Source organism: Allobosea sp. ASV33 (assembly GCF_016428755.1).
GTDB lineage: Bacteria > Pseudomonadota > Alphaproteobacteria > Rhizobiales > Beijerinckiaceae > Allobosea.
This window is the reverse complement of record NZ_JAELTI010000053.1, coordinates 21,264-36,587: the sequence shown is the minus strand read 5'-3', so window position 1 is coordinate 36,587 and position 15,324 is coordinate 21,264. Positions and strand designations below refer to the sequence as shown.

Sequence of the window (15,324 nt, the reverse complement as noted above, 5' to 3'; positions counted from 1 at the left end):
GCGCCGCGCCTGATCGCGACGCTCGGCCGCGCCATCGATTTCTGTCAGGCCACCCTCGCCTATGGCCGCGCTGCCGAGGCGACGCCCGCCATCCGCGACGTGCCGTTGCGCCAGCTCGTCGCCGAGCAGGCGGAGATGCTCGGCCTCGGCGAGGGCAAGCAACCGCGTTTCGAGAACCGGATTCCGTCCGAGCTGTCGGCTCCCTGCGATCCCGACCAGATGGCGCGCGTGCTGACCAACCTGATGCGCAACGCGATCCAGGCGCTGACGCGGGCCGGGGCGGACGCCGGCAACCTGCCGGTGCTGACGGTGACGGGGGGGCCGGAAAACGGCTCGGTGACGCTGCGCATCATCGACAACGGCCCCGGCGTGCCGGAGCGGGCCCGGGCCAACCTGTTCCAGGCCTTCCGCGGCTCGGTGACGCCCGGCGGCACCGGCCTCGGGCTGGCGATCGCCGCCGAACTGGTCCGGCTGCATGGCGGATCGATCGCGCTCGAACCCTCGGAGACCGGCGCCGTCTTTGTGGTCATGCTTCCTGCGCGGCGCGCCAACGGGCATTAAAGCCCCCCGTCGCTTTCAGTGGAACCGCGTCGTCATCCCGGGCTTGACCCGGGATCCATCGAAGGACGCCGGTGCTCTATGATGGATCCCGGATCGGCGCCGCTTCGCAGCTGTCCGGGATGACGGCGCGTTTCTTCGGTCAGCTTCACACACCTGCAGCCCATGGCCGCCGATTGGACCGCCCTACTGGCTCGCCCAGATCACCCGCGCCATGAAGGCGATCTCGGCATTGTTCAGCACGCGATCGGCATGCTCGGGATTGAGCGAGGCGAGCTCGACCGTCTTGGCGGTCTGACGCTTGAGTTGCTTGGCCAGCACCTCGCCCTCCACCGTCTTGACCACGACTCGGTCGCCGCGCCGCACCGTCGCAGTCGGCGAGACGATGATAGTGTCGCCGTCGCGATAGAGCGGCAACATGGAATCGCCTGATATCTCCAGCGCATAGGCCTTCTCGTCCGCGACGCCGGGAAAGGCGACCTCCTCCCAACCCGTGCCGACCGGAAAGCCGCCATCGTCGAAGAAGCCGCCGGAACCCGCCTGGGCGAAGCCGATCAAGGGAATCGTGCGCGCCGGCGCCGGCTCGCGCCGCAGCACCACGCTCATGAACTCGTCGAAGGAGGCGCCGGTCGCGACCAGGATCTTGGAGATCGATTCGGTCGAGGGCCAGCGCTCGCGCCCATCGGGGGCGACGCGCTTAGAGCGGTTGAACGTGGTGGCGTCGAGCCCGGCCTTGCGCGCCAGCCCCGAGGCGGTGAAACCGTAGCGCTGGGCCAGCGTGTCGATCGCCCCCCAGATCTGGTCATGTGACAGCATCGCGCAGGCCTCGCTTCGCTCTTGCCGTAGGGCGGGGATAGAAAATAGGAAATATCCCCTATCCGATAAGATTTCAATCCGAATCTCGCCATAATCGGACAACGGCTTGCGGAATCCTCCTGCCAGTGATTAAGCCGGTGCCCGAGATGCGTATGCGAGATTGCCGGTGCCCCTGATCTACAAGATATGCCCTGCCGCGCTCTGGTCGGAAGCCGAGGCCAAGGGCCGCTTCGACGGCGCCCCGGTCGATCTCGCGGACGGCTACATCCATTTTTCCACGGGCGCCCAAGTCGCAGAGACCGCGGCGAAGCACTTCGCCGGGCAGGACGGGCTCCTGCTCATCGCGATTGATGACGAGCGCCTCGGCCCGGCCCTGCGCTACGAGCCTTCGCGCGGCGGCGCCCTGTTCCCGCATCTCTACGCCCCGCTCGATCCGAAAGCGGCGCGCTGGATCGTCCCCATGCCGTTGAAGAGCGACGGCCACCACGCCCTGCCGGAGGAGCTCGCATGATCGGTGGTCTGTTCAACCTCGCCCGGCCGCTGATCCACCGCATGGATGCGGAGACGGCGCATCGCCTGAGCGTCACGGCGCTGGCCACGGCGCGGGCGCTGAAACCGGGTGCGGACGATCCCGTGCTCGCGACCGAGGCGTTCGGATTGTCCTTCCCCAACCCGGTCGGGCTCGCAGCCGGCTTCGACAAGAATGCGGAGGCCGTCGACGGCGCGCTGGGCCTCGGCTTCGGCTTCGTCGAGGTCGGCGGCGTCACGCCGCTGCCGCAACCCGGAAATCCCCACCCGCGCGTCTTCCGCCTGCTGGAGGACGAGGCCGTCATCAACCGCTACGGCCTCAACAGCGAAGGTATGGAAGCCGTGGCAAAGCGGCTCGAGGCGCGCCGCGGCCGCAACGGGCTCGTCGGCGTCAATCTCGGCGCCAACAAGGAATCGACCGACCGTGCCGCCGATTACGCCACGCTGGCGCGCCGGCTCGCCCCACTCGCGGATTTCCTGACGATCAACGTCTCCTCCCCGAACACGCCGGGGCTGCGCGACCTGCAGGCGGAAAGCGCACTCGACGATCTCGTGGCGCGCACGCTCGCCGCACGGGACGCGGTTGCGGCCGGCGGCAAGCGCACGCCGATCCTGATCAAGATCGCGCCGGACCTGACCCTGCCCGAACTCGACGGCATGATCGCGGTCGCGCGCAAGCGCGAGATCGACGGGCTGATCGTCTCGAACACCACGATCGCGCGTCCGGACAGCCTGCGTGGCGCCAGCAAGGGCGAAACCGGCGGGCTCTCCGGCAAGCCGCTCTTCACCGCCTCGACCCGTATGCTGGCCGAGGCCTTCCTGCGCGTCGAAAGCCAGTTCCCGCTGATCGGCGTCGGCGGCGTCGATTCGGCTGAAGCCGCCTTCGCCAAGATCCGTGCCGGCGCGACGCTGGTGCAGTTCTATTCGGCGATGGTGTTCAAGGGACCGGGCCTCGCCAAGGAGATCAAGACCGGCCTCGCCACGCGGGCGCGCCGCGCCGGGCTGACGCGCCTGACAGCCCTGATCGGGCGCGACGCGGCTGCGATCGCGCGCGGCGAACGGCTTTAAGCTCAAGAACCACGGCGTCATTCCGGGGCAGGCCGAAAGCCCGGCTCCGGAATCGATGGGCACGACGTCTGTCGTCATGGTCGGGCTCGTCCCGACCATCCACGTCTTCGTCGGCGCCATGCGGTGTTCAAGACATGGATGCTCGCCACAAGGGCGAGCATGACGAGCTGAAAGGAAGCCGTGTCCTTGGGTTCCGGGCTCGCCCGTTGGGCGCCCCGGAATGACGGCGCGGTTCAGGCGAACTACTTCCGCGCCGCGAAAAGCCGCATCAGCAGCCAGAGCGGCACGACGATCAGAGCTCCGGCGATAAGCCACTGCCCGACCTCGCGGATCGCGCCGAAGCCGAGCCCGGTGATCGAGCGCAGGAAGCGCGCCGCGGCCTCGTAGAGGCTCTGCGGGGACAGGCCCAGGAAAGCCATGGCCGCGCCGACGAGCAGTGAAATGAAGATCAGGCGGACGAGGACGCTGAGAGGCGAGCCGCCGAGAAACCGTTCCATGGAAGCGATAGCCATCCTGTTGCGCCCCATGCCGATCCGGGGCGCCTCCGCGCTGTCTTAACCTGAAACACGCGGCGCTTGAACGGGGTGTGAACGGGCGACCGTCAGGCCGTCGCGCTGGCCCCCGCCGTCGCCCAGGCGGTGCCGGCGATCTTGGAGGCGGCGATCACGGCCTGCGTGCGGCTGTCGACGTCGAGCTTGGTCAGGATCGCCGAGACATGGGCTTTCACCGTCGCCTCGGAGACGCCGAGCTCATAAGCGATCTGCTTGTTGAGAAGCCCCTCGGACAGCATCATCAGCACGCGCACCTGCTGCGGCGTCAGCGTCGACATGCGGCGGACCATATCGGCGATCTCGGCATCGACCGGGGCGGAGAGGTCGACGCCGGGCGGGGTCCAGACACCGCCGTCGAGCACGGCGCGGATCGCCTCGCCCATCTGCGCGACATCCGCCGTCTTGGGCAGGAAGCCGAGCGCACCAAATTCGATGCAGCGGCGAATCACCGCCGGATCGTCATTGGCCGAGACGACGATGACCGGAATCTCCGGATGGTCGGCGCGCAGGAAGAGCAGGCCGGAAAAGCCCTGCACGCCCGGCATGGTCAGGTCGAGCAGGACGAGATCGGCATCGCCGCCGCTGGCCAGCGCCTCGGTCAGGGCTTCCAGCGAGCCGACTTCGCTGACATCGGCCCCGCCGAGCGCGCTCGACACGGCCTGGCGAAGGGCGCCGCGAAACAGCGGATGATCGTCCGCGATGACGATCCGCGTCGAAGGCTGCTTGCTCATCGCCCCACTCCTTAAAGCCTGCATCGCCCCCGCCCGAAGCCGGGCCACCCGCTTCGAGCCGATGCATTCGTCCCACCCGGGCATTTTGCCTCAGGCCGACCGCGCATCACAAGCATTGCAAGCGCAAGGCTGCAACCCATTCCGGTTCAACCATTGGTCGGCAACAGCGCTTCGAGCACCTCGATATGGTCGGCCTCGCGTGGCGGCTTGTCCCAGCGGATGCGGTTGATCCGGGGGAAACGCATGGCGAGGCCGGATTTATGCCGGGTCGAGCGCTGCAGGCCTTCGAAGGCAACCTCGAAGACGAGGCCGGACCCAGCCTCATGCGTGACCTCGCGTACCGGGCCGAAGCGATTCAGCGTGTTCTTGCGGACATATTTGTCGATCTCGATCAGTTCCTCGTCGGTGAAGCCGAAATAGGCCTTGCCGACCGGGACCAGCTCCTGCCCGCCATCCTCCGCCACGCGCCAGACGCCGAAGGTGTAATCGGAATAGAAGGAGGAGCGCTTGCCGTGGCCGCGCTGGGCATACATCAGCACGCAATCGACGAGCCGGGCATCGCGCTTCCATTTCCACCAATAGCCCTTGGGTCGCCCGGGCAGATAGGCTGAATCGCGGCGCTTGAGCATGCAGCCCTCGACCGCTTCCGCATCTGCGCCCGCCCCGGCCCCGGCCGGGTCGGCCCGCGCGGCCGTCAATTCGTCCCAGGAGGCAAAGGGGATCACCGGCGAGAGATCGAAGCGGATGCTGGACAGCCGGGACAGGAAGGCCTGCAGCCGTCGGCGCCGCTCTTCCAAGGGCAGATGCCGGATATCCTCCTCGCCATCGACGAGCAGGTCATAGACGCGGATATGGGCGGGAAATTCGCCCAGCATCTTCGCCGTGACGGTCTTGCGGTTGAGCCGCTGCTGAAGCGTATTGAAGCTCTGGACCGCGCTCTCGCGCATCACCAGCAATTCGCCGTCGAGCGCGCCATCGATCGTCAGTTCCTCGACGAGGTCGGGGAAGGCGCCCGCGATGTCCTCGCCGGTGCGGGAATAAAGCCTAGTCACCCGGGTGCCATCGGCCTTGCGGCCACTCACCGCCTGGACGCGGATGCCGTCCCATTTCCATTCGGCGGAGAATTCAGCCGGATCGAGCTTGTCGAAATCGCCGTCCTCGATCGGGTGCGAGAGCATGACCGGGCGGAAGGGCGCGGGATCGCGTGCCTCGGGACGCGGTCCCCTGCCCTCCAGCCAGGCGAAGAGCTCGGCATAGGGCGGCTCCAGCCCGTGCCAGACCTGCTCGACCTCGTCAGGCGGCACGCCGCCGATACTGGCGGCCGCCGTCTTGGCGAGCCGGGCGGAGACGCCGATGCGCAAGGACCCGGTGATGAGCTTGAGCAAGGCCCAGCGGCCGGTCTCGTCGAGCGCATCGAGCCAGCCGGCGACGAGGCGCGGCAGATCGGTCTTGCCGGCTTCGCGAAGGCTCTCCACCACCTCCGGCAGATGCGGCACCGCATTGGCGCCGTGCCGGGCCGGCCACATCAGCGCGACCGTCTCCGAGAGGTCGCCGACATAGTCATAGGACAGCGCGAAGAGCACGGGGTCGGTGCGCTCGGCGATCAGGGCGCGGATCAGCCCGGCCTTGGCATTGCGGAAGACCAGCCCGCCGGTCATCGCCGCCAGCGCATAGCCGCGATCGGGATCGGGCGTGGTGCGCAGATAATCCGCGATCAGCGCGATCTTGGCGTTGCGGCGCGGCTCATAGGCGAGGCGATCGAGCAGCCAGGCGAAGCGATTCATGCTGTCGCTCCCGCGCCACACCAGGCCGCTTCGTTCGTGTTGCGGCGCATCGTTCAGATACCGTTCATGAAAGAAACCTTAACGGCAGCGGAGTAGCTAGGAGAGAGACGCCGATGCGTGCCGCGATGCGGTTCCTTGCCTTGCCTGTCATCGCTGCAATGCTGTCGGCCGGAGCCCCCGCGCAAGCGGCGAGCTTCTCCTGCCGCGAGACGCCGATCGTGCGCGCGAATGCGACGCTCGCTCCCCTTTCGAATAAGGTGGCGCAGGGCCAGACCCTGACGATCCTCGCCATCGGCTCGTCCTCGACCGAAGGCATCGGCGCCAGCGCCAAGGACAAGACCTATCCCGCCCGCCTGCAGGCGCTGCTCGGCAAGGCCTGGCCGAAGTCCAAGGTCGAGATCGTCAATGCCGGCATCGGCGGTGAGACCGCCCCGCAGACGCTCGCCCGCCTGAAGGCCGCGCTGAGCGCGCGCGCCTACGACCTCGTGATCTGGCAGGTTGGTACCAATGACGCCGTCAAGGGCGGCGATCTCGACGCCTTCAAGGCGATGGTCGGCGAGGGCATCGCGCTCGTCCGCGAGGCCGGCCCGGCGCTCGCCATCCTCGACCCGCAATATTTCCCCTCCGTGCGCGATCCGCAGCGCTACGGCCAATATGTCGAGGCCGTCGGCGACGTCGCCCGGCGCGAGGCCGTGCCGGTCTTCGGCCGCTACGACGCGATGCGCGAATGGCACCGCAGCGATGCCGAAGCGTTCAAGGCCGCGCTCTGGACCGACGGCTTCCACATGAGCGATGCGGGCTATGACTGCCTTGCCCGCGACATGGCCAATGCCATGGTCGGCATGGCCGCGCCCTCGCGCCCGGTCGTCGCGGCGTCGCGGTAAGCTGAGGCTCCGGCCTTCCAAGGGAACCGCGGCGTCATTCCGGGGCATTGCGCAGCAATGAGCCCGGAACCCAGAACCGATGCGCTTTCCCGTTATGACCTTGCCATCGAACCACTTCTTTCTGGGCCGGTATCGGTTCTGGGTTCCGGGCTCGGCCCGCCGGGCCGCCCCGGAATGAGGGCTTGGTTCCGATGACAATCGACGCATCGCCATAGCTCTTTCAAACCGCCGCATCGGCCGCCTCCTCGACCGGATCCGCCTCGCCCTCGTCGCCATAGCCGACGAGATGCAGCGGCTTAGCCTTGAGACCCGCCGTGCCGCACCAATGGACGAGCGCCTCGGCCTCGCCATGCGTCACCCAGATCTCGCCGGCCTGAACCTCCTTGATCGTCGCGAGCAGGTCGTCCCAATCGGCATGGTCGGAGATGACGAGCGGCAATTCGACGCCCTTCTGCCGTGCGCGAGCCCTGATCCGCATCCAGCCCGAGGCGAAGGCGGTCACCGGGTCCGGAAAACGGCGCGCCCACAGGTCCTGCGTCGCGCTCGGCGGGCAGATGACGATCTCGCCGCCCAGCGTCTTGCGATCGGTCTCGGATACCAGTTTGACCTCGCCGAGCGGGATGCCCTCGGCCTCGTAGAAGGCCGTGATCTTCTCGACGGCGCCGTGGATATAGATCGGCCTGTTGTAGCCGGCCTCGCGGATCAGGGCCATGACGCGCTGCGCCTTGCCCAGGGAATAGGCGCCGACGATATGCGTCCGCTCCGGGAAGAGCCTGACGGATTCCAGGAGCTTGGCCACCTCCCCCGCCGCCGGCGGATGGCGGAAGACCGGCAGGCCGAAGGTCGCCTCGGTGATGAAGATATCGCAGCGCACCGGCTCGAAACCGGCGCAGGTCGGGTCGCGCTCGCGCTTGTAGTCGCCGGAGGCGACGATCCGCAGGCCACGGCTCTCGACCGCGATCTGGGCGGAGCCGAGGACATGGCCGGCGGGCACGAAGGTGAAATCGACCTCGCCGATGCGCACGCTCTCGCCGGGCACCGCGACCTGCTGCGAGCCAGTAAAGCCCTCGCCATAGCGCAGGGCCATGATGGCCAGCGTCTCCCGCGTCGCCAGCACGGCGCCGTGGCCGGCGCGGGCATGGTCGGAATGGCCGTGGGTGATCAGCGCCCGCGCCACAGGCCGGACGGGATCGATATGGATGTCGGCCGGCGGGCAATAAAGCCCGGCCGGCGTCGGCAGCAGCAATTCGGAGGGGCGCCAGCGGGCGCTTTGTCTGGCCAGCGTCACACTCCTGGGCTAGATCGGTCGGTATGACCGATACAGGCTCGACCACGCATTTCGCCTCGTCCGGCGACCCCGTGCTCGACCGCCGCTATGGCTGGGCCGAAGCTGCGCTGAAGGACGGGGACGCGCAAGCGGCTGTCGATATCCTCGACCAGACGCTGTCGCAGGCCTATCACTTCACGGCCGCCTGGCATCTCTACGGGCTGGCGCAGGAGGCGCTCGGCCACAGGGAAGACGCCGCCACAGCCTGGCGGCAATGTCTCGACCTCGATCCCAACGACCATTTCGGCGCGCGGCTCGATCTCGCCCGCATCGGCGCGATGTCGGCCGAGCAGGCGACCTCGGAGAATTTCTCCGGCGCGCTGTTCGACGCCTATGCCGACCGTTTCGACAGCCATCTCACGCAAACCCTGCACTACAACGCGCCCGACCTGCTGAAGGCTGCGCTCGTCCGCTGCTGCAGCAACGCCGGCCGGCCCTTCCGGTTCGACGTGGTCTACGATCTCGGTTGCGGCACCGGATTGATGGGCGAGGCGATCCACGAGCAGAGCGGCTTCATCGCCGGCTGCGATCTCTCGCCGCGGATGATCGAGCGGGCACGGGCCAAGCTCGCGCCGGACGGCACGCCACTCTACGACAAGCTCGCCGTTGCGGGGCTGACGGCCTTCCTGACCAGCCGGCCGGATGCCTCCGCCGATCTCGTCGTCGCGGCGGACGTCTTCGTCTATCTCGGCGAGCTCGCGCCTTGCTTCGCCCAGAGCGCGCGCGTGCTGGAATCGGACGGGCTCCTGGCCTTCACGGTGCAGAGCCATGACGGCGACGGCGTTGTCGTGGGGGAAGATCGGCGGTTCGCGCATGCTGAAGGCTGGCTGAGGGAGCGGCTGGCGGAAGCCGGGCTCACCCCGGTACTCGTCGAGCCCGCCAGCACGCGGCAGGATCGCGGCGCGCCCGTGCCGGGGCTGTTGGTCGTCGCGGAGCGGCGCTGAAAGCCGGCCACGCCGATAGCGGTGGCGAAAGACCCGGTCGCGGAGGGGGGTCAGCGACCGGGTCAGCCCCAGAGGCGGCTTTGAGGCGGGGCCAGACCTCATGGCATCTACGTCGTCGCTGCGCGTTTGGATGCGTGGCAAGACCGGCTTTTTGATCTTTGGGCATATCGATCCCGGCAGGGCGTCATTCCCCTTTCGTTCTCCTCCCATACCCCCTATCTTCGGCCGGCATGGCCGCTCCCTCCCCGCTCCCTCCCGCTTTCGAGGCCTGGTTCACTGGCCGCGGCTGGAACGTGCGGCCCCATCAGCTCGCGTTGCTGGAAGAGGCTCGCGCCGGGCGCTCGACGCTGCTGGTCGCACCAACCGGTGCCGGCAAGACGCTCGCCGGCTTCCTGCCTTCGCTGGTCGAGCTGGCAGAGCGCAAGGGCAAGCATGACGGCCTGCATACGCTCTATATCTCGCCGCTGAAGGCGCTCGCCGTCGACATCGCCCGCAATCTCGAAGCGCCCGTGCGCGAGATGGGACTGCCCATCACGATCGAGACGCGCACCGGCGACACCTCCGCAGCCAAGCGCACGCGGCAGATCCAGCGTCCGCCCGATATCCTGCTGACGACGCCGGAGCAGCTCGCGCTGCTGGTCTCGCATCGCGACGCGGCGCCGTTCTTCTCATCCTTGCGCCGCATCGTGCTCGACGAGTTGCATGCACTGGTCACTTCCAAGCGCGGCGACCTGCTTTCGCTCGATCTCGCGCGGCTGAAGGCATTGGCGCCCCAGGTCTCGGCCGTCGGCCTCTCGGCGACGGTGCGCGAGCCGGCCGATCTCCAACGCTATCTCGGCGGCGCCGAGACGCCGGCCGGGCTCGTCACTGTCGCGGGCGGCGCCAAGCCGCGCATCGGCATCCTCGACACGGAGCGCAACCTGCCGATCGCCGGGCATACCACCCAGCATGCGATGGCCGAGGTCTATCAGGCGGTCCGCACGCACAAGCTGACGCTGGTCTTCGTCAACACGCGCATGCAGGCGGAATTCGCCTTCCAGGCCTTGTGGAACCTGAACGACGACAACCTGCCGATCGCGCTGCATCACGGCTCGCTCGATGCCCAGCAGCGCCGCAAGGTCGAGGCGGCGATGGCGGATGGGCGGCTCAAGGCGGTCGTCTGCACCGCGACGCTCGACCTCGGTATCGACTGGGGCGATGTCGACCTCGTCGTCAATCTCGGCGCGCCCAAGGGCGCGAGCCGGCTGATCCAGCGTATCGGCCGCTCCAACCACCGTATGGACGAGCCTTCCGAGGCGCTGCTGGTACCTTCCAACCGTTTCGAATTGCTGGAATGCCGCGCCGCGCTCGAGGCCGTGCATGAAGCCGCGCAGGACACGCCGCCGCCCCGCATCGGCGCACTCGATGTCCTCGCACAGCATGTGCTCGGCGTCGCCTGCTCGGATGGCTTCCAGGCCGATGCGCTCTATGAGGAGGTCTGCACCGCCTCGCCTTATGCCGATTTGACCCGCGAAGACTTCGACGCCGTCGTCAATTTCGTCGCGACCGGCGGCTATGCGCTGAAGAGCTATGAGCGCTTCGCCAAGCTCAGGCAGGACAAGGCCGGCCTCTGGCGCGCCAGCCATGCCCGCGTCATCCAGCAATACCGCATGAATGTCGGCACGATCGTCGAGGCGACGATGCTGAAAGTCCGGCTCGGCCGGGCGCGCGCCGGCAAACCGGGCCAGCCCGGCATGATCACCCGCGGTGGGCGCGTGCTCGGCGAGATCGAGGAGTATTTCGCCGAGACCATGGTGCCAGGCGACACCTTCGTCTTCGCCGGCGAGGTCCTGCGCTTCGAGGGCATCGTGGAGAACGAGGCGGTCTGCTCGCGCGCCTCGCCTGGCACCGATCCGAAGATCCCCTCCTATGACGGCGGCAAATTCCCACTCTCGACCTTCCTTGCCGCGCGTGTGCGCGCCATCCTGGCTTCGCCCAGCCTATGGCGCACGCTGCCGGAGGAGGTCTCGGCCTGGCTGCACGCGCAGAAGCGGGTCTCGCGACTGCCACAGCCGGGCGAATTGCTGGTAGAGACTTTTCCACGCGGCGGGCGCTTCTATCTCGTCGCCTATCCGTTCGAGGGCCGCCTCGCCCACCAGACGCTCGGCATGCTGTTGACGCGCCGCTTGGAGCGCGCCCGCATGCGCCCGCTCGGCTTCGTCTGCAACGATTACGGCATGGCCTGCTGGGCGCTCGGCGACATGACGGCGGCGATCGCGCGCGGCGCGCTCGATCTCGACGACCTGTTCGCGCAGGACATGCTCGGCGACGACCTCGAAGACTGGATGGCGGAATCGGCGCTGATGAAGCGCACCTTCCGCTCCTGTGCCATCATCGGCGGGCTGATCGAGCGGCGCTTCCCCGGCCAGGAGAAGAGCGGCCGGCAGGTGACGATCTCGACCGATCTCGTCTACGACGTCCTACGGCGGCACGAGCCCGACCATATCCTGCTCAAGGCGGCGCGCGCCGATGCGGCGACGGGCCTGCTCGACATTCGCCGGCTTGGTGAGATGCTGACACGGATCAGCGGCCGAATCGTGCATCAGCCGCTCGACCATGTCTCGCCGCTCGGCGTCTCCGTGATGCTCGAGATCGGACGCGAGGCGGTTTATGGCGAGGCGGCGGACGAGATCCTGGCGGAAGCAGAGGCGATGCTGACGGAAGAGGCGATGGCGTGACGGCTGCAGCGGTAATGCAGGCCAAAGGACCGGGGGAGGCGAACGAGGCCTTCACGCTGGGCCGGCTGGCGCTCGTGCCCGATCTCTCGGGTGCGCTCTGGCTGCCGGAGGAGCGCACGCTCGTCGTCGCCGACCTGCATCTGGAGAAGGGCTCGGCCTATGCGGCGCGCGGCGTGATGCTGCCGCCCTATGATTCGACCGCGACGATTGCCGCGCTCGCTGCCGCGATCCGGCGCCACCAGCCCGCCCGTGTGATCGCGCTCGGCGACAGCTTCCATGACCGCGACGCCGAGAATCGCCTCGCGCCCGAGATGCGCGCCGCGCTCGGCGCGCTTCAGCAGGGCCGCGACTGGCTCTGGATCACCGGCAACCATGACCCCGCCATCAGCCGCGCCATGGGCGGCGAGAGCCTGGACAGCCTCACGCTCGCCGGCGTGATCCTGCGCCACGAGCCGTCCGCTTGCGAAGACGGATACGAGATCGCCGGGCATCTGCATCCGGCTGCCAAGGTCAGGATGCGCGGGAGGGCGATCCGGCGGCGCTGTTTCGCCTTGTCGGCGCGGCGCTGCGTGATGCCGGCGATGGGCGCCTATGCCGGCGGCCTCAATCTGCGCGACGCCGCTTTCCGGCCCCTGTTCCGTGCGGGATTGAGCGCGCATATCCTTGGCGACGGCCGGCTCTTCCGGATCGATCCACGGTTATTGCTGCCGGATTGATCGAGCGGGTTGCGTCCGCCGCGCGCATGTGGCATCAGGGCGCCGCTTCGGAACGACGCCAGCGCCCGCAACCGCCTCAGAGCAACCGCGAACGCCCGGCCGCCGGACCTGCTGCGGTAGCTCAGTGGTAGAGCACTCCATTGGTAATGGAGAGGTCGAGAGTTCAATCCTCTCTCGCAGCACCAGCATTCCCCTCGTGGCATCTGCGCTTGGTCCAAGCAGCCTTCGCTGACGGCAGCACTCCTTTGCCGATGGCCCGCATTCCGCTGCGCCGCGCAGCCCTCTAGGGTGGGCCGTCACTGACGGAGCCTGCCATGCCCAAGCGCATCATCACCTCGGACCGTATCCACAAGGGCCGCCTGCCCTTTGCCCAGGCGACCGTCGCCGGCGGCTTCATGTTCGTCTGCTGCGTCGGCACCGACAAGGACGGCAAGCTCGCGATCGGCGATCCCCGCGCGCAGACCCAGCAATGCATCGACAATATCAAGGCGCTGCTCGAAGAGGCCGGCGGCAGCCTCGACGATGTCGTGAAATGCACGGTCTATGTCACCGACCGCGCCTATTGGGAGCCGATGAACGAGGTCTATTTCGCCAATTTCGCCGAGGCGACGCCGCATCGCGTCTCCTGCATCGTCAACGGCCTGGGCTCGCCGAACTGTCTCGTCGAGATCGACGCGACGGCCTATCTCGGCGACAAGGCCTGATCGTCGGCCGATGCCAGCCGCATCGCGCGGGCATAGCCGCGCGGCGCGAAACGCAGCGCCATCAATCCGGCCAGAATGGTGCAAGCTAAATGCATCAGCCAGCCGGCGGTGAAGCTGCCGACGGCATCGCGGAGCAATGCGACGATCCAGGGCGGGATGGCGGAGATCAGGAAGCCACCGCCCTGCATCAAGGCCGAGAGCGCTCCGGCATTCGCGGGATTGTCGAGATGATCGAGCGCCACGATCATGAAGAGCGCGAAGCCCGCTCCGAGCCCGACGCCGATCGTCACGGCCCAACCGGTCGGCGCAGCGAGCGGCCACCAGGCCAGGCCGGCGAAGCCTACGATCTGGCAGGCGAGCGCGAGCCAGATCCAGAAACGACGATCGGGATTGCGGGCCGCGAGCGCGGGTATGCCTAGCGCCGCCACGGCCTGGCTCGCTGCCATCAACGCCAGCAGGCCGCCGCTCTCGGCGCCCGACCAGCCCATCGCCTGATAGGACGGCGCGAGCCAGGCGACCACAGAGGCATAGCCGCCATTCACCAGCCCGAAGCAGACCATCAGGAGCCATGTGCGCGGGCGTCGCAGCAGGGCCAGCGCCGGCAATCCACCGCCCTGCCCCGCGCGGCCTGAGGGCAAGGCGACGGACGAGACCAAAGCCGCGAGCGCGGCCGGCAGGGCGATCCAGCCCAGGCCGAGATGCCAGCTTCCGGTCTGCTGAGCGATCACCGGCGAGAGCTGCGCGCCGAGCGCGCCTCCGCCCATCAGCATCGCCGAATAGAGCCCCATCACCAACGGCACCCGGCCGGGGAACTCCGCCTTGACGATGCCCGGAAAGACCGACTGGACCACCGCGACGCCAAGCCCGCAGAACGCCGCCGTCGCGATCAGCGCCTCGCCGCTCGTCGTGGCCAGCCGCAGGGCCGCAGCGGCACAGAGAATGCAGAGCGCGCCCACCACCGCTGCTCGCGCGCCGAGCACGCGCTGGAGCCAGGGGCCGGCGAAGGCGCAGGCGCCCATCAGCAGCATCGGCACGAGCGTGAACAGCGACAAGCTGCCATAGCCGAGCCCCGTCGCGGCCCGGATCTCCGCGGCAAGCGGGCCGATGCCGGTCAGGAAGGGGCGCAGGTTCAGGCCGACCAACACCACGGCCGCGAGCAGAAACGCGCGGGACGTGCGGGATGATGGAGGCGTCATGGTTACGGGCCGGCGCGGCCTGTTCAAGCTCGCTTCCCCTTCAGCGGCCGCCAGCGGCGAGCAGGATCTGCTGCATCTTCGTCTGGCCGCGGCTGCGGGCATGCTGCAAGGGAGTGACGCCATCGCGATCGGCGAGGTTCACATCGGCGCCGGCCGCAAGCAGGTCCTTGACGATCTGCTGATGCTTCTCGCCGCCGTCGCTGAGGATGATCGCCTCCAGCAGGCCGGTCCAGCCGAGATTGTTGATGTGATCGATCTTGACGCCGGCCGCGATCAGGGTGCGGACCGTCTCGACATGGCCGCGCTCGCAGGCCGGGATCAGCGCCGTGCCGCCATAGCGATTGGTGCTCTTCAGGTCGGCGCCGTGCTCCAGCGTGAGCTTGAGGATGGCAAGGTGGCCGCGCGCCCCGGCATAGAGATAGGGGCTGTCATTGATCGCGTCCTTGGCGTTGACGTCGGCACCGGCCTCGATCAGGGCGCGGGCGGCTTTGACGCGGTTCTCATGGGTCGCGACCAGCAAGGCGGTCTGGGCCCGGCTGTCGCGGCCGTCGACCGCGATGCCCTCGGCGAGAAGCCGCTTGATCGTAGCGAGATCGTCCTTGGCCGCGGCGGCATGCAATCTGGTGTCGGTCATGGCTTGTCCGAAAGCTGTCTGCGGGCCGAAAGCCAGCAGGAGAAGAACGAAGGCAAGGATCGGCGAAAATCGGGTCAATTCCGTCTCCCTGGGAGGCGTGGGCCGCGTCGGCCACAAGCGATGCATCCCCGTCGATCCGGCAAGCAAGCTTGCCTTGATCCCTGGA

15 protein-coding genes and 1 tRNA gene are annotated in these 15,324 nt (G+C 68.1%); 9 read left to right on the top strand and 7 right to left on the bottom strand.

The annotated features are described in order from the left end of the window. Window positions 1–561: sensor histidine kinase (locus tag JHD80_RS16220; RefSeq protein WP_199089266.1), on the top strand; the 561-nt coding region annotated here is incomplete at its 5' end. 183 nt (window positions 562–744) lie between these two features. Here JHD80_RS16220 and JHD80_RS16215 read toward each other — a convergent pair. Continuing rightward, entirely contained in the window at window positions 745–1,374 is a 630-nt protein-coding gene (locus JHD80_RS16215; RefSeq protein ID WP_199089264.1) for a S24 family peptidase, read from the bottom strand. A 166-nt stretch (window positions 1,375–1,540) separates the two neighbouring features. On the opposite strand from JHD80_RS16215, the gene JHD80_RS16210 reads away from it, so the two are divergent. Together JHD80_RS16210 and JHD80_RS16205 are read left to right on the top strand one after the other, a co-directional pair. After that, window positions 1,541–1,885: a DUF952 domain-containing protein gene (locus JHD80_RS16210; protein ID WP_199089262.1), complete on the top strand. Its 345-nt coding sequence runs from the start codon at window positions 1,541–1,543 to the stop codon at window positions 1,883–1,885. Next, window positions 1,882–2,970, top strand: coding sequence for a quinone-dependent dihydroorotate dehydrogenase (locus JHD80_RS16205; RefSeq protein WP_199089260.1), 1,089 nt, complete (start codon window positions 1,882–1,884; stop codon window positions 2,968–2,970). Before JHD80_RS16210 ends, JHD80_RS16205 begins: the two co-directional genes overlap by 4 nt. A gap of 242 nt (window positions 2,971–3,212) precedes the next feature. On the opposite strand, the gene JHD80_RS16200 is transcribed toward JHD80_RS16205, so the two are convergent. The 3 genes from JHD80_RS16200 to JHD80_RS16190 form a co-directional block, all read right to left on the bottom strand. Continuing rightward, window positions 3,213–3,467 (bottom strand): DUF6460 domain-containing protein, encoded by a 255-nt coding sequence (locus tag JHD80_RS16200; RefSeq protein WP_248311598.1) that lies wholly within the window; start codon window positions 3,465–3,467, stop codon window positions 3,213–3,215. Window positions 3,468–3,571: 104 nt separating this feature from the next. After that, window positions 3,572–4,252 carry a response regulator transcription factor gene (locus JHD80_RS16195; RefSeq protein WP_199089256.1) on the bottom strand — a complete coding sequence of 227 codons (681 nt, stop codon included), beginning with the start codon at window positions 4,250–4,252 and terminating at the stop codon, window positions 3,572–3,574. Window positions 4,253–4,398: 146 nt separating this feature from the next. After that, window positions 4,399–6,036: a cisplatin damage response ATP-dependent DNA ligase gene (locus JHD80_RS16190; protein ID WP_199089254.1), complete on the bottom strand. Its 1,638-nt coding sequence runs from the start codon at window positions 6,034–6,036 to the stop codon at window positions 4,399–4,401. A 113-nt stretch (window positions 6,037–6,149) separates the two neighbouring features. Between JHD80_RS16190 and JHD80_RS16185 the strand changes: the two genes are divergently transcribed. After that, on the top strand, window positions 6,150–6,920 hold the full coding sequence (locus JHD80_RS16185) for an SGNH/GDSL hydrolase family protein (RefSeq protein WP_199089252.1): 771 nt from the start codon (window positions 6,150–6,152) through the stop codon (window positions 6,918–6,920). Between the two features lie 220 nt (window positions 6,921–7,140). Here JHD80_RS16185 and JHD80_RS16180 read toward each other — a convergent pair whose 3' ends face one another. Then, on the bottom strand, window positions 7,141–8,202 hold the full coding sequence (locus tag JHD80_RS16180; protein ID WP_199089276.1) for a ligase-associated DNA damage response exonuclease: 1,062 nt from the start codon (window positions 8,200–8,202) through the stop codon (window positions 7,141–7,143). Window positions 8,203–8,231: 29 nt separating this feature from the next. Between JHD80_RS16180 and JHD80_RS16175 the strand changes: the two genes are divergently transcribed. The 5 genes from JHD80_RS16175 (at window position 8,232) to JHD80_RS16155 (ending at window position 13,328) form a co-directional block, all read left to right on the top strand. Continuing rightward, window positions 8,232–9,191 carry a methyltransferase domain-containing protein gene (locus JHD80_RS16175; protein WP_199089250.1) on the top strand — a complete coding sequence of 320 codons (960 nt, stop codon included), beginning with the start codon at window positions 8,232–8,234 and terminating at the stop codon, window positions 9,189–9,191. 230 nt (window positions 9,192–9,421) lie between these two features. Continuing rightward, window positions 9,422–11,908, top strand: coding sequence for a ligase-associated DNA damage response DEXH box helicase (locus tag JHD80_RS16170; RefSeq protein WP_199089248.1), 2,487 nt, complete (start codon window positions 9,422–9,424; stop codon window positions 11,906–11,908). A gap of 14 nt (window positions 11,909–11,922) precedes the next feature. Next, window positions 11,923–12,624, top strand: a complete 702-nt coding sequence (gene pdeM / locus JHD80_RS16165) for a ligase-associated DNA damage response endonuclease PdeM (protein ID WP_199089274.1) — start codon at window positions 11,923–11,925, stop codon at window positions 12,622–12,624. 110 nt (window positions 12,625–12,734) lie between these two features. Continuing rightward, window positions 12,735–12,809 (top strand) — tRNA-Thr (locus tag JHD80_RS16160). 129 nt (window positions 12,810–12,938) lie between these two features. Next, window positions 12,939–13,328 carry a RidA family protein gene (locus tag JHD80_RS16155; protein ID WP_199089246.1) on the top strand — a complete coding sequence of 130 codons (390 nt, stop codon included), beginning with the start codon at window positions 12,939–12,941 and terminating at the stop codon, window positions 13,326–13,328. On the opposite strand, the gene JHD80_RS16150 is transcribed toward JHD80_RS16155, so the two are convergent. Together JHD80_RS16150 and JHD80_RS16145 are read right to left on the bottom strand one after the other, a co-directional pair. Beyond that, window positions 13,307–14,524, bottom strand: a complete 1,218-nt coding sequence (locus JHD80_RS16150) for a cyanate transporter (RefSeq protein WP_199089244.1) — start codon at window positions 14,522–14,524, stop codon at window positions 13,307–13,309. The genes JHD80_RS16155 and JHD80_RS16150 overlap by 22 nt on opposite strands. Window positions 14,525–14,564: 40 nt before the next feature. Then, window positions 14,565–15,236, bottom strand: coding sequence for an ankyrin repeat domain-containing protein (locus JHD80_RS16145; RefSeq protein WP_349237281.1), 672 nt, complete (start codon window positions 15,234–15,236; stop codon window positions 14,565–14,567). Window positions 15,237–15,324 lie beyond the last annotated feature (88 nt).

Bases quoted from the DNA above. Each gene is read 5' to 3' on its own strand.
- JHD80_RS16215 (WP_199089264.1), bottom strand. From the start codon at position 1,374: ATGCTGTCACATGACCAGATCTGGGGGGCGATCGACACGCTGGCCCAG.
- JHD80_RS16205 (WP_199089260.1), top strand. From the start codon at position 1,882: ATGATCGGTGGTCTGTTCAACCTCGCCCGGCCGCTGATCCACCGCATG.
- JHD80_RS16200 (WP_248311598.1), bottom strand. From the start codon at position 3,467: ATGGAACGGTTTCTCGGCGGCTCGCCTCTCAGCGTCCTCGTCCGCCTG.
- JHD80_RS16195 (WP_199089256.1), bottom strand. From the start codon at position 4,252: ATGAGCAAGCAGCCTTCGACGCGGATCGTCATCGCGGACGATCATCCG.
- JHD80_RS16190 (WP_199089254.1), bottom strand. From the start codon at position 6,036: ATGAATCGCTTCGCCTGGCTGCTCGATCGCCTCGCCTATGAGCCGCGC.
- JHD80_RS16185 (WP_199089252.1), top strand. From the start codon at position 6,150: ATGCGTGCCGCGATGCGGTTCCTTGCCTTGCCTGTCATCGCTGCAATG.
- JHD80_RS16175 (WP_199089250.1), top strand. From the start codon at position 8,232: ATGACCGATACAGGCTCGACCACGCATTTCGCCTCGTCCGGCGACCCC.
- JHD80_RS16170 (WP_199089248.1), top strand. From the start codon at position 9,422: ATGGCCGCTCCCTCCCCGCTCCCTCCCGCTTTCGAGGCCTGGTTCACT.
- pdeM (WP_199089274.1), top strand. From the start codon at position 11,923: ATGCAGGCCAAAGGACCGGGGGAGGCGAACGAGGCCTTCACGCTGGGC.
- JHD80_RS16155 (WP_199089246.1), top strand. From the start codon at position 12,939: ATGCCCAAGCGCATCATCACCTCGGACCGTATCCACAAGGGCCGCCTG.
- JHD80_RS16150 (WP_199089244.1), bottom strand. From the start codon at position 14,524: ATGACGCCTCCATCATCCCGCACGTCCCGCGCGTTTCTGCTCGCGGCC.